Annotated in this window: 11 protein-coding genes and 1 other annotated feature; of the genes, 9 read left to right on the top strand and 2 right to left on the bottom strand. The window is 47.8% G+C overall.

All coding sequences use genetic code 11. From position 1 onward, the window contains the following. Window positions 1-17 precede the first annotated feature (17 nt). A complete protein-coding gene (locus tag ACVC9U_RS04545; protein WP_003184074.1) occupies window positions 18-503 on the bottom strand; it encodes a hypothetical protein in 486 nt (161 codons plus the stop codon). Window positions 504-691: 188 nt separating this feature from the next. Between ACVC9U_RS04545 and hemA the strand changes: the two genes are divergently transcribed. From hemA to ysxE, 8 genes are all read left to right on the top strand, one after another. Continuing rightward, the gene (gene hemA / locus ACVC9U_RS04550; RefSeq protein WP_441390150.1) at window positions 692-2,053 is read left to right on the top strand and encodes a glutamyl-tRNA reductase; all 1,362 of its coding nucleotides are present in this window, start codon (window positions 692-694) and stop codon (window positions 2,051-2,053) included. Between the two features lie 5 nt (window positions 2,054-2,058). Next, window positions 2,059-2,889: a cytochrome c biogenesis protein gene (locus tag ACVC9U_RS04555; RefSeq protein ID WP_011198166.1), complete on the top strand. Its 831-nt coding sequence runs from the start codon at window positions 2,059-2,061 to the stop codon at window positions 2,887-2,889. A gap of 39 nt (window positions 2,890-2,928) precedes the next feature. Next, entirely contained in the window at window positions 2,929-3,870 is a 942-nt protein-coding gene (gene hemC, locus ACVC9U_RS04560; RefSeq protein ID WP_145838381.1) for a hydroxymethylbilane synthase, read from the top strand. Beyond that, complete coding sequence (locus ACVC9U_RS04565) at window positions 3,860-4,651, top strand: uroporphyrinogen-III synthase (protein ID WP_044789850.1); 792 nt, start codon at window positions 3,860-3,862, stop codon at window positions 4,649-4,651. The genes hemC and ACVC9U_RS04565 overlap by 11 nt, the downstream gene beginning before the upstream one ends. Before the next feature lie 3 nt (window positions 4,652-4,654). Then, complete coding sequence (hemB, locus tag ACVC9U_RS04570; protein ID WP_441390151.1) at window positions 4,655-5,629, top strand: porphobilinogen synthase; 975 nt, start codon at window positions 4,655-4,657, stop codon at window positions 5,627-5,629. Window positions 5,630-5,655: 26 nt separating this feature from the next. Next, entirely contained in the window at window positions 5,656-6,951 is a 1,296-nt protein-coding gene (gene hemL / locus ACVC9U_RS04575; protein WP_075752028.1) for a glutamate-1-semialdehyde 2,1-aminomutase, read from the top strand. A gap of 147 nt (window positions 6,952-7,098) precedes the next feature. Then, window positions 7,099-8,736: a LysM peptidoglycan-binding domain-containing protein gene (locus tag ACVC9U_RS04580; protein ID WP_441390152.1), complete on the top strand. Its 1,638-nt coding sequence runs from the start codon at window positions 7,099-7,101 to the stop codon at window positions 8,734-8,736. A gap of 27 nt (window positions 8,737-8,763) precedes the next feature. Next, window positions 8,764-9,786 (top strand): spore coat protein YsxE, encoded by a 1,023-nt coding sequence (gene ysxE / locus ACVC9U_RS04585; protein WP_075752030.1) that lies wholly within the window; start codon window positions 8,764-8,766, stop codon window positions 9,784-9,786. Window positions 9,787-9,804: 18 nt separating this feature from the next. On the opposite strand, the gene ACVC9U_RS04590 is transcribed toward ysxE, so the two are convergent. Further along, a complete protein-coding gene (locus ACVC9U_RS04590; RefSeq protein ID WP_020452457.1) occupies window positions 9,805-9,996 on the bottom strand; it encodes a hypothetical protein in 192 nt (63 codons plus the stop codon). A 161-nt stretch (window positions 9,997-10,157) separates the two neighbouring features. Beyond that, window positions 10,158-10,390, top strand: a binding site (T-box leader). 60 nt (window positions 10,391-10,450) lie between these two features. Between ACVC9U_RS04590 and ACVC9U_RS04595 the strand changes: the two genes are divergently transcribed. Then, window positions 10,451-13,093: a valine--tRNA ligase gene (locus ACVC9U_RS04595; protein WP_075752031.1), complete on the top strand. Its 2,643-nt coding sequence runs from the start codon at window positions 10,451-10,453 to the stop codon at window positions 13,091-13,093. Window positions 13,094-13,167 lie beyond the last annotated feature (74 nt).

Genomic DNA, 13,167 nt, shown 5'->3' on the forward strand with positions numbered 1-13,167 from the left:
GCTTTTTCTTGAATAAACTATTTTCTTTTTAAGAATAATAAGAGCAGACTAACCGCGATAAAAGCGGCCGGCCAATAAGCTTCTACATATGCCGTCTCGATATTCACCGACTTCAGCCAGGCGGCAATTTGCCGGAAAAAGTAAAGATAGAGGGCGACCGCGATCATCAGCAGACTTTCATATTGATATTCTTTTGTCTTAAACGATTTGACAAGCAGCGCCGCACCGAAGATCAGCACGATGACCGCAAAATCATCCGCGCGGCTGAAATAGTCCTCTTTAAATGTGAAATAAACGCCGATCGCTGTCATTAAGAGCCCTGCAAAGGAATGGGCGGAATCGGCTTCCTTCTGTCCCTGATAAAAAAGAGCCAGTCCGACGAGACCTGCAAGTACAGACCATTCTTCCTGGCCGTCAAACAGGCTGATCCGGCCCGACCGCAAAAAGGCGTAGACAGCAACGGCTATCAACAGCAATGGAAGCAAAACAGATTTCTTTTTCAAAGTATCACCTTCTTGATGTAGTGAAAGAAATAGAAACACATTTTCTACTATATCACATCAATTTTTTAAAATCTGTTCACATTTTGGGAAGAGAAAATAGTGAATATATGTTATAATCGTTTTGAATAATAAATTCTATATTATAATCATTCTAATTTAGATAGATGTTGGGGGTGCAAGCAAGAGTTATGCATATACTTGTCGTGGGATTGGATTACAAATCAGCCCCTGTTGATATACGTGAAAAGTTAACCTTTCAGCCGGATGAGCTGGGGCAGGCGATGGCGCAATTGAAAGAAGAAAAAAGCATACTTGAGAACATCATCGTGTCGACATGCAACCGGACAGAGCTGTATGCAGTCGTTGATCAGCTGCACACCGGACGTTATTATATGAAAATGTTTTTGGCGAACTGGTTCGGATTAAGCAAAGAGGACATTTCGCCTTACTTGAAGTTTTATGAAAACGACGGGGCCGTTGAACACCTGTTCCGCGTATCGTGCGGATTGGATTCGATGGTTATTGGAGAAACGCAGATTTTGGGCCAAGTGCGTACAAGTTTTAAGCTGGCTCAGGAAGAGAAGACAATTGGTACCGTTTTCAACTGTTTGTTTAAGCAGGCGGTCACGGTCGCAAAGCGCTGCCATGCCGAAACGGACATTGCTTCAAATGCTGTATCCGTCAGCTATGCCGCCGTCGAGCTTGCCAGGAAAATCTTCGGCGACCTTTCCGATAAACACGTGCTGATTCTCGGGGCGGGCAAAATGGGTGAGCTTGCGGTTCAAAACCTGCACGGCCACGGAATCGGACAGGTTACGGTGATCAACAGAACATTTTCAAAAGCGAAGGAGCTTGCCGGCCGTTTTTCAGGCGCGGCGAAAAGCTTGAATGAGCTGCAATGCGCTTTGATGGAAGCCGATATTCTCATCAGTTCGACCGGCGCCAGCGGCTATGTCGTCACAAAAGAGATGATCGAACATGTCAATAAGCTTCGCAAAGGCTGTCCGCTTTTTATGGTGGACATTGCCGTGCCGCGGGATCTTGACCCGGCTCTCAGCGAAGTGGAAGGCGTCTTCCTGTACGATATTGACGATCTTGAAGGGATCGTCGAAGAAAATTTGAAGGAACGCCAGGCCGTTGCCGAAGAGGTGGAGCTGATTATTGAAGCTGAGATCGTTTCTTTTAAACAATGGCTGAATACGCTCGGCGTCGTGCCGGTCATCTCGGCTCTCAGGGAAAAAGCCTTGACGATCCAGGCGGAAACGATGCAGAGCATCGAACGGAAGCTCCCTCATTTGAGCACAAGGGAGAAAAAACTTTTAAACAAGCATACGAAAAGCATTATCAACCAGCTTTTGCGCGACCCGATTTTAAAAGTGAAGGAGTTTGCGTCAGAAGCTGATGCCGAAGAAAAGCTTGCACTGTTCACGCAGATTTTTGATATTGAAGAAGCGGCTTTTCCTGACGGTGAGAGACAAGACGAACGTCAGCCGGTTCATGCGTTTAAGCGGCAAAATCCGCAGGGTTTGACTTCTATCGCGAGCGAGTGACAGACATGACAGACACATTGTTAGCAAGGCTTAACGAAGTTACAATCGTGTTGTACGCGTTCACCGTTCTCTTTTATTTTATAGACTTTTTACAGCACAACCGGAAGGCGGGAAAAGCGGCCTTCTGGTTGCTTTCTATTGTCTGGATTCTCCAGACGGTATACCTTTTTTATTTCATGCAGTACACAGATCAGTTTCCTGTTTTGAATAATGCGCAGGGGCTTTATTTTTACGCGTGGGTGCTCGTCACGCTGTCTCTCGTTTTGACGAAGCTTTTGAAAGTGGAATTTCTCGTTTTTTTCACCAATCTCATCGGCTTCTCAATGGCGGCGATCCACACATTTACTCCAACGGCTCAGCAGTCGGCGGAGCTTTCGGGCAGGCTCGTGTCCGAGCTCTTGATCATCCACATTACAATGGCGATTCTTTCGTACGGGGCATTTTCATTGTCCTTTGTCTTTTCCGTGCTGTATCTTTTTCAGTATCGCTTATTGAAAAAGAAGAAGTGGGGGAAATGGCTCTTGAGAATCGAAGATTTGTCAAAACTTGATCATATGGCTTATGTCCTCAATATCATCGGCGTTCCCATGCTTCTGCTGAGCCTGATTCTGGGGATTATCTGGTCGTATGTATCGCTTGAAACCCTGTATTGGGCCGATCCGAAAGTGCTCGGATCGATCGTGCTGCTTTTTTTATACGGATACTATTTATTTATCAGGATTGTCAAAGAGCTGCAGGGAAGGATCGCGGCCATGTGGAATGCCGCGTCTTTTCTTGTTCTTTTAATCAATTTCTTTTTGCTCGGCAGCTTTTCGCAGTTTCATTGGTTTAGTTAGTTAAAACGGTTGCCCGTGACGGATTGGGAGGAAGAAAACATGAGAAACATCATTGTAGGCTCAAGAAGAAGCAAATTGGCGATGACCCAGACAAAATGGGTGATCAAAAAGCTGGAGGAATTAAATCCGGATTTCACGTTTGAAATAAAGGAAATCGTTACAAAAGGCGACCGGATATTGGATGTTACGCTGTCAAAGGTCGGCGGAAAAGGCCTGTTCGTCAAAGAAATCGAACAGGCGATGCTCTCCGGGGAAATTGATATGGCCGTTCACAGCATGAAGGACATGCCGTCGGCGCTTCCTGAAGGGCTGATGGTCGGCTGCATTCCAAAACGGGAAGACGCCAGGGATGTTCTCATTTCAAAAGGCCGTCAAAAGCTGGCTGACTTGAAACAAGGCGCAGTTGTCGGAACGAGCAGCCTCAGAAGAAGCGCACAGCTTTTGCAAATGCGCCCCGACCTTGAGATCAAGTGGATCAGGGGAAATATCGATACAAGGCTGAAAAAACTTGAAACCGAAGATTACGACGCGATTATTTTAGCTGCGGCCGGCCTGTCAAGAATGGGGTGGAAGGACGATGTCGTCACTGAATTTCTTGATCCGGAAAGCTGCCTTCCCGCCGTTGGGCAAGGCGCTTTGGCGATCGAGTGCAGAGGCTCTGATGAGGAGCTGCTGTCTCTCTTTTCGCGCCTGAACGACCGCTACACACAGCTGACCGTCACGGCTGAGCGCGCTTTTCTTCATGCGATGGAAGGCGGCTGCCAAGTGCCGATCGCAGGATTTGCAAAGATGGACGAAGACGGCGTCATCGAACTGACCGGTCTTGTGGCATCGCCTGACGGAAAAACCGTATACAGAGAAACAGTAAAAGGAAAAGATCCGGAGGCTGTCGGCAGAGAATGCGCCGCAGTCATGTCGGAAAAAGGAGCAAAGGCACTGATTGACCGGGTGAAACAGGAGCTGGAAGACCATGAAGCATGATCTTCCTTTACAGGGAAAGAAAGTGCTCGTCACCCGCAATAAAGCGCAAGCCCAATCTTTCAGGGAAAAGGTGGAGGCTTTGGGCGGGGAAGCTGTTTTAACGTCATTGATTTCGTTTCGGCCCGCCCTTCCGCCAGAACAGGCCCGGCGCTTTCGAGCAGATCTTGAAAGTGCGGACTGGCTTGTTTTTACAAGCGTGAACGGGGCAAAATTCTTTTTTTCTTATTTAAAGGACGCCGGGTTGTGCGATCCTCCCGCATCAAAGGCGAAGGTTGCTGCTGTCGGTGAAAAAACAGCCCGGTATTTGCGCGACAGGGGTCTTTCTGTCGATCTGATGCCGGAGTTATACGTGGCTGAACATTTGGCGGAGGCACTTAAGCAAAATGCCGGACGTCATGACAAAGTGGTCGTTTTAAAAGGGAATTTATCCCGGGACGTCATCAAGAAAACCATCTCTCCTCTCGGAATTCAAGTTTCGGAATGGATTTTGTATGAAACCGTGCGTGATGAAAGGGGAATTCTGGACCTGAAGGAAGCAGCAAAGCACGCGTCTTTTGATTTTGTGACGTTTACCAGTTCTTCGACGGTACATACATTCATGTCCATTCTGAAAGAGGAGAGCTTAGCGTGGGCCGAAAAGAACCGGACGGCTTTTATTACGATCGGGCCTTTGACAAAGAAGGCGCTGTCGGACTACGGAATTCCATCATATATGCCGGACGTCTATACAATCGACGGAATGCTGCGCGAAATGTGCCGCATTTCAAGAAAGGGAGAATGACTAATGGAAGCATCATTTCAAAGACACCGCCGCCTGCGGACGACAGCAGGTATGCGGAAATTGGTAAGGGAAACCGAGTTAAGAGCATCTGATTTCATTTATCCGATATTTGTTACCGAGGAAGAGAACGTCAAAAGCGAAGTTCCTTCTATGCCGGGCGTGTACCAGCTGTCTTTGGACCGTTTGAAAGAGGAGATGGAGGAAGTCGCAAGCCTCGGCATTCAATCTGTGATCGTCTTCGGCGTGCCTGAGCACAAAGATGATGTGGGAAGCGGAGCCTATCACGATCACGGCATCGTCCAAAAAGCGATTGCACAAATTAAACAGGACTTTCCTGAACTTGTCGTTATCGCCGATACGTGCCTATGCGAGTACACGGACCACGGTCACTGCGGCCTGGTGGAAAACGGTGAAATTTTAAATGACGAATCGCTTGTTCTTTTGGCAAAAACCGCTGTCAGCCAAGCCCGTGCAGGCGCTGACATTATTGCGCCGTCAAACATGATGGACGGTTTCGTTGCCGCCATCAGGGATGCGCTTGATCAGGAAGGATTTACAAATGTGCCGATCATGTCGTACGCTGTAAAATATGCGAGCGCATTTTACGGCCCGTTCCGCGATGCCGCGGGAAGCAGCCCGCAGTTCGGCGACCGCAAGACGTACCAAATGGATTATGCCAACCGCAGGGAGGCTCTCCGGGAGGCAAAATCCGATGTGGAAGAAGGCGCCGATTTCCTGATCGTCAAGCCGACCCTTTCATATCTTGATATCGTCAGAGAAGTGAAAAACGAATTTAACCTGCCTGTTGTCGGATACAATGTAAGCGGGGAGTATGCAATGGTCAAAGCCGCGGCCCAAAACGGCTGGATTGAAGAAAAAGCTCTTGTTCTCGAAATGCTGACAAGCATGAAGCGGGCGGGCGCCGATTTGATCATTACGTACTTTGCAAAAGATGCGGCAAAATGGATTTCGGAATAAGAATTTGAACTGGGGGGTTTTAGAGGATGCGGAGCTATGAGAAGTCTAAAGCGGCATTCGAAGAGGCGCAACGAGTCATGCCTGGCGGGGTGAACAGCCCGGTCAGAGCCTTTAAATCAGTGAACATGGACCCGATTTTTATGGAGCGGGGAAAAGGATCAAAAATCTATGATATTGACGGAAACGAATACATCGATTATGTCTTGTCATGGGGACCGCTTATTTTAGGACACAGCAATGAAAAAGTGGTGAAAGAAATTCAAAAAACGGCAGAACACGGAACAAGCTTCGGTGCACCGACACAACTGGAAACCGAGCTTGCCGAGCTTGTCATCGAGCGCGTTCCTTCCATAGAAATCGTTCGGATGGTGAGCTCCGGTACGGAGGCGACGATGAGCGCCTTGCGGCTGGCGCGCGGATACACAGGCCGTAACAAAATCGTGAAATTTGAAGGCTGCTACCATGGACACGGTGATTCCCTGCTGATTAAAGCGGGCTCTGGAGTAGCAACGCTCGGCCTCCCTGACAGCCCCGGAGTTCCGGAAAGCATTGCAAAAAACACGATTACCGTTCCTTACAATGATCTGGAAAGCATGAAGCTTGTCTTTCAGGAATTCGGAGAGGACATTGCCGGCGTTATCGTTGAACCTGTCGCGGGCAATATGGGTGTCGTACCTCCGGTTAAAGGGTTCCTCGAAGGGCTTCGCGAGCTGACTGAGACGCATGGCGCTCTGCTGATTTTTGATGAAGTAATGACAGGCTTCAGGGTGGGTTACAACTGTGCGCAAGGCTATTTCGGAGTGACGCCTGATTTGACTTGCCTCGGAAAAGTGATCGGCGGCGGTCTTCCTGTCGGCGCTTATGGAGGAAAGGCGGAAATCATGGAGAAAATTGCGCCGAGCGGTCCGATCTATCAGGCCGGCACGCTGTCCGGCAACCCGCTTGCCATGACAGCCGGACTCGAAACATTGAAACAGCTGACTCCTGAATCCTACCAAGAGTTCTCCCGCAAAGCAGACCGTCTGGAAAAAGGAATTTCTGAAGCTGCAGAGAAAAATGGCATTCCGTGTACATTTAACCGGGCGGGGTCTATGATCGGCTTTTTCTTCACAAATGAACCGGTCATCAATTATGATACAGCGAAACAGTCTGACCTCGGACTGTTTGCCGAATATTATAAAGGGATGGCCGATGAAGGCGTGTTTCTCCCGCCTTCACAGTTTGAAGGGCTTTTCTTGTCAACCGCTCATACGGATGACGACATTGAGCATACGATTCAAGCTGCTGAACGCGTATTCGAAAGAATCAGCCGCTCCAGATAAAGAAAAGGGCTGCCGGACATTGCCGGCGGCCCTTTTTTGCATGGTGCCGGTAACGGCTTATGATTTTCTGTTCATATTCTGCCTGCTTTTCTCATACATCTTTACTGACATCTAATTTTAAAAATTAGGTGAAGGGAGGATATCAGTTTGCCGCAAAACAATCGTTTGCAATTTTCTGTAGAAGAGTCAATCTGTTTTCAAAAAGGACAGGAAGTATCCGAATTATTATCGATTTCATTGGACCCTGACATTACCGTTCAGGAAGTAAATGATTATGTATCCATAAGAGGGTCATTAGAGCTGACAGGCGAATACAACATAGATCAAACCCGGGAGTATGCACAGCTGCCTGCGACAAGCCGATTTGTGGAAGATGTAAAGCTGAAAGGGGACGGCAGCGCAGAGCTGACGCATTGTTTCCCAGTGGATATCACCATCCCGAAAGACAAGGTCAATCATTTAAACGACGTATTTGTTTTTATTGACGCTTTCGATTATCAGCTGACAGATGCGAGGATGCTGACGATTCAAGCTGATTTGGCGATTGAAGGCCTCTTGAATGTAAGCGGTGAAGCGGGAGAAGAAGAACCGCGTACTATGCCTGCGGCCGTCCAGCCGGAAGAGGAGTTCGAGCCTGCCTTCAGATCACCTTCAGACGACGAAGAGCAGGGTAAAGAGGAAGAATTTTTGATTCAGCTTGACAGATCTTATGAAGTGCAGGACGAAGAACAGCCGTATGAAGAGGCAGAAGAAAATGATACCGATGAGGAAGCGGTTCCGATTTACCAGTCGTTTCTCGGAGACGATACAGAGGAAGCAAAGCCGTTTTTTACAGCGTCTTTGTCTGCGGCAGAGCGTTCGAAGCGCGAAATGGAAAATCAAAAAGACGCCGCTCTTGAACATCCGGAAGAAGAAGAATATGAGCTGAAAAGGGAGAAAGTAGAAGCGAAGCCGGAAGAATATGAGCTCAAAAAGGGGAAAGCGGAAGCAGAGCCGGAAGAATATGAGCTCAAAAGGGAGAAAGTAGAAGCAAAGCCGGAAGAATATGAGCTCAAAAAGGGGAAAGCGGAAGCAGAGCCGGAAGAATATGAGCTCAAAAGGGAGAAAGTAGAAGCAAAGCCGGAAGAATATGAGCTCAAAAAGGGGAAAGCGGAAGCAAAGCCGGAAGAATACGAGCTGAAAAGGGAGAAAGTAGAAGCAAAGCCGGGAGAATATGAGCTCAAAAAGGGGAAAGAAGCAGAGCCGGAAGAATACGAGTTAAAAAGGGAAGAAGCGGAAGAAGAGCCGGAGCCGCTCCAAAGGGCTTATCAACCTCATGATCAACCGAAAGAAACCCCGTTCTACGGTGTTCCGCCTCTTTTGGAGGAAGACCAGAATGACAGGGAGCCTGAGACGTTTGAAGTTGAAGTGACACAGGAAGCAGAAGCGATTGATGAAGAAGAGGAAGCCGGACATACCATTGAAATCCCGGAATATTCGTTTCATGAGCAGACGGAGCCCGAAGAAGAAAGAGATGAGATGCCGGCAGCAGACGAACAGGAAGTGTCAGCGAAGGAGAATGACAATGCTCTCTATTTGACAAAGCTGTTTACAAAACAGGGAGAGGAGGAGTTTACTCGAATGAGGATGTGCATCGTTCAGCAAAACGATACCATTGATCTTCTGTGCGAGCGCTATGATATTAACGTCCAGCAGCTCATCCGGATGAATTCCCTTTCCCTTGACGAGGAATTAAAAGAGGGACAGATCCTTTATATACCGGATTATCAAAACAGCCATGCCTAATGCATTGATAAAAATGTGGTGAAGCCGATGGAAGGCATCCAGTCTGTTTTAAATGAGTACGGTCTTACGCCTGAATATATGGAATCGGTCAGTCCAAAGGTATGGAAAGTGTATACGGATCACGGTGTATTCGCCCTGAAAAAATTGGCGGCTTCAAGAAACGCCCGCTTCACAGAACAGATGATCATGCTGGAGGAAAAAGGCTACAGGCAGTTCGTTCCCGTCTATCGAAACCGCACGGGCGAATTTTTAACGCAAGCCGGAGAAGATGTCTGTTATCTCATGCCTTGGCTTACCCTTGAAAGAGAGGAAGAGCGTGATCAAAAACACGAATATATGTTTAAAGAAATCGCTCTTCTTCACAAGCGGACGGAAAAAGAGCTCGGTGTGAGACGGGAAGAAATACTCGGGCACTATGAACGGACAAAACGGAAATGGGAACAGCAAAAACAGAAATATGAAGAATTCATCTCAAGAGCGGAAAACGAATGGTATATGTCCCCGTTCCAGCTTCAGGCAGCCATGTATTTCAAAGAGACGATATCAGCTGCAGACTTTGCGCTTGCCCGCCTTGAAGAATGGTATGAGACCATGAAAGACAAAGAGTCTTCCAGAATGGTTTTAAACCACGGGCAGCTGTCCGTCCGGCATTTTCTCTATAACGATACCGGAACGGGTTACTTTACGAACTTTGAGAAAGCGGGACACGGGCCCCCTGCGAACGATCTCATCGTATTTTTTACAAGAATGTTTAAGACGAATCCCGTTATGTACACAGAATGTGTAAACTGGTTTTATACGTATCACAATGTCTATCCTTTGCGGGAGGAAGAAATCAGCTTATTCCTCAGCTATATGGCTTACCCCGGGCCTGTATTCGGCGTGCTGAACCGCTACGACCTTGAGAAGGGGCCCGGAGAAAAAGAAGCCTGTACAACGCTTTTGAAGGCGTACTGGCAAATGAAAAACGCCGAACCGCTTGTGATGAGCATTCACGAGACGGAAGAAAACAGAAAACTGCAGGAAGAAACAGAGTCCCCATCATCATGATGCGGACTTTTTTCGTGCCTATATCCAGTCAAGGTGAAAGGCGCACGCAAGGAATATGAGAATGCCCAAAAGGAGGACATCAAATGTGGTAGGAAAGATGATCGTGCGTATGCCCTGGAAGATCGTGATCGGGAGGACGACTTGAACAGCAACAAGCCTGACTTGCTTCAGCCACGGCTGGAATGAATGTGTGTTGAATTTTTTTCGCATCTTATGCCTCCTCTCCTTATCGTTACAGCATCATATGAGGAAAAGGAGCTTGTGTGCATGGCCCAGTCTCGTATAAAACAAGAGAAAAACGGAAAAGATGATTGACGAAAATGAAAAAGATTTAGTAATATAAGAAAAAGTACGTGCTGAAAAGTCAATGATCACCCGCTTTGAATGGGAAGAGTACAAAAACAGACGCTTGCAGAGAGGGAAGCCGGTTCGCTGAAAGGCTCCCAGTCAGTCTTTTTTGGAAGGTCGCCCAGGAGCGCAATTTCTCGAACAAAAAGTAGAGAAATTCGGGAAAGTCCCGTTATCCCATTTAAGTGCGTGAATGCGTTTTTTTTGCATTCATGAAAAAAGGTGGTACCGCGAGAGAGTTCTCTTCGTCCTTTTAACAGGATCGAGAGGGCTCTTTTTTATTGTTCAGCCGTTTAATACTGTTGGAGGTTTGAAAATGGATAATCAAGAACTGACGATGCCGACAAAATACGATCCGTCTGCAGTTGAAAAAGACAGATACGACTATTGGGTGAACGGCAAATTTTTCGAAGCGAAAAACGACCCTGAAAAAGAACCGTACACTGTTGTCATTCCCCCGCCGAATGTGACGGGTAAGCTGCACTTGGGGCATGCTTGGGATTCCACCTTGCAGGATATCGTGACAAGAATGAAACGGATGCAGGGCTATGACGTGCTCTGGCTGCCGGGTATGGATCACGCCGGTATTGCAACTCAGGCAAAAGTAGAAGCGAAGCTTCGCGAAGAAGGAAAAACGCGCTATGATCTCGGCCGCGAAAAATTCCTTGAAGAAACATGGAAATGGAAAGAGGAATATGCCGATTTTATTCGCAGCCAATGGGCGAAAATCGGCCTTGGCCTCGACTATTCAAGGGAGCGTTTCACCCTTGATAAAGGGCTTTCTAAAGCGGTTCGCGAAGTATTTGTAAAGCTATATGAAAAAGGGCTGATTTACCGCGGAGAATATATCATTAACTGGGACCCGGCCACTAAAACGGCTCTGTCTGACATCGAAGTCATCTATAAAGACGTACAAGGCGCGTTCTATCATATGCGCTATCCGCTGAAAGACGGTTCAGGCTCGATTGAAATTGCGACGACCCGTCCGGAAACGATGCTCGGCGATACAGCGGTTGCGGTACATCCGGAAGACGAGCGGTACAAACACCTGATCGGAAAAACGGTTATTCTGCCGATCACGGGAAGAGAAATTCCGATTGTCGGAGACGACTACGTCGATATGGAATTCGGCTCAGGTGCCGTCAAAATTACGCCTGCCCATGATCCGAACGACTTTGAAATCGGAAACCGCCACAACCTTGAACGCATTCTCGTTATGAATGAAGACGGCACAATGAATGACAAGGCGCTTCAATATAAAGGCATGGACCGTTTTGAATGCCGCAAGCAGATCGTGAAAGATCTTCAGGAAGAGGGCGTGCTGTTCAAGATTGAAGAGCATACGCATTCGGTCGGCCACAGCGAACGCAGCGGAGCAGTCGTTGAGCCGTATTTGTCAACGCAGTGGTTCGTGCAAATGCAGCCGCTTGCCGATGCCGCCATCGAATTGCAAAAAAGCGAAGGAAAAGTCAACTTCGTCCCTGACCGTTTTGAAAAAACGTATCTGCACTGGATGGAAAATATCCGCGACTGGTGCATTTCCCGCCAGCTTTGGTGGGGCCACCGGATTCCTGCGTGGTACCATAAAGAAACGGGGGAAATCTATGTGGGCGCTGAAGCTCCGGAAGATGCCGAAAACTGGGAGCAGGACAAAGACGTTCTTGACACATGGTTCAGTTCCGCTCTTTGGCCGTTTTCAACAATGGGCTGGCCGGATATCGATGAGGAAGATTTCAAGCGTTACTATCCGACGAACGTCCTTGTCACAGGATATGATATTATTTTCTTCTGGGTATCCAGAATGATCTTCCAAGGTATCGAATTTACCGGAGAACGTCCGTTTAAAGATGTTTTGATCCACGGGCTCATCCGCGACGACCAGGGCCGCAAAATGAGCAAATCGCTCGGAAACGGCGTCGATCCGATGGATGTGATCGATAAGTACGGAGCGGATTCGCTGCGCTACTTCCTTGCGACGGGAAGCTCTCCGGGGCAGGATTTACGCTTCAGCTTTGAAAAAGTGGAGTCAACATGGAATTTTGCGAACAAGATTTGGAACGCATCAAGATTCGCCCTGATGAACATGGACGGCATGACATACGAAGAGCTTGATCTGTCAGGAGAAAAATCAGTTGCCGATAAGTGGATTTTAACAAGGTTGAATGAAACGATTGAAACTGTGACACAGCTGGCTGACAAGTACGAATTCGGCGAGGTTGGCCGCCATCTCTACAATTTTATCTGGGATGATTTCTGCGACTGGTACATCGAAATGGCTAAACTTCCGCTTTACGGTGAAGATGAAGCGGCGAAAAAGACGACCCGCTCCATTTTAGCGTATGTGCTGGATCAAACGATGCGCCTGTTGCATCCGTTTATGCCTTTCCTGACGGAGGAGATCTGGCAGCATCTTCCTCACGAAGGGGAATCCATTACAGTCGCCAAGTGGCCTGAAGCTGTTAAAGAATATACGGACACCGAAGCAGCGGCGGATATGAAGCTTCTCGTTGAAGTCATCCGCGCTGTACGGAACATCCGCAGCGAAGTCAACACGCCGCTCAGCAAGCAGATTGAGCTTTATATTAAAACAAGCACGCCGGAAATCGCCGAACGACTTGAAGAAAACCGTTCGTACGTGGAACGCTTTACGAATCCGAGCCTTCTTCAAATCGGAACGGATATTCAAGCGGTCGATAAAGCGATGACCGCTGTCGTATCCGGCGCCGAGCTGATTTTGCCGCTCGAAGGTCTGATTAACATTGAGGAAGAAATCAGCCGCCTGCAAAAAGAACTCGATAAGCTGACGAAAGAAGTTGAACGGGTTCAGAAGAAATTAAGCAACGAAGGATTTATGAAAAAAGCGCCTGCACATGTCATTGAAGAAGAGCGGGCGAAAGAAGCCGATTATACGGCAAAACGTGAAGCTGTAGAAAAAAGAATCGCCGAATTGAAAAATTAATAACACGAAAAAAGGAGGTGTTTTCCAGGTCTTTCTAAAGGTGCTGGAAAACACCTTCATCAATTGAAGGGAAG

This window comes from Bacillus sp. GM2 (genome assembly GCF_056155945.1).

What these genes read in the sequence shown, in the direction of transcription:
- hemA (WP_441390150.1), top strand. Translation starts at nt 692, where the DNA reads ATGCATATACTTGTCGTGGGATTGGATTACAAATCAGCCCCTGTTGAT.
- ACVC9U_RS04555 (WP_011198166.1), top strand. Translation starts at nt 2,059, where the DNA reads ATGACAGACACATTGTTAGCAAGGCTTAACGAAGTTACAATCGTGTTG.
- hemC (WP_145838381.1), top strand. Translation starts at nt 2,929, where the DNA reads ATGAGAAACATCATTGTAGGCTCAAGAAGAAGCAAATTGGCGATGACC.
- ACVC9U_RS04565 (WP_044789850.1), top strand. Translation starts at nt 3,860, where the DNA reads ATGAAGCATGATCTTCCTTTACAGGGAAAGAAAGTGCTCGTCACCCGC.
- hemB (WP_441390151.1), top strand. Translation starts at nt 4,655, where the DNA reads ATGGAAGCATCATTTCAAAGACACCGCCGCCTGCGGACGACAGCAGGT.
- hemL (WP_075752028.1), top strand. Translation starts at nt 5,656, where the DNA reads ATGCGGAGCTATGAGAAGTCTAAAGCGGCATTCGAAGAGGCGCAACGA.
- ysxE (WP_075752030.1), top strand. Translation starts at nt 8,764, where the DNA reads ATGGAAGGCATCCAGTCTGTTTTAAATGAGTACGGTCTTACGCCTGAA.
- ACVC9U_RS04590 (WP_020452457.1), bottom strand. Translation starts at nt 9,996, where the DNA reads ATGCGAAAAAAATTCAACACACATTCATTCCAGCCGTGGCTGAAGCAA.
- ACVC9U_RS04595 (WP_075752031.1), top strand. Translation starts at nt 10,451, where the DNA reads ATGGATAATCAAGAACTGACGATGCCGACAAAATACGATCCGTCTGCA.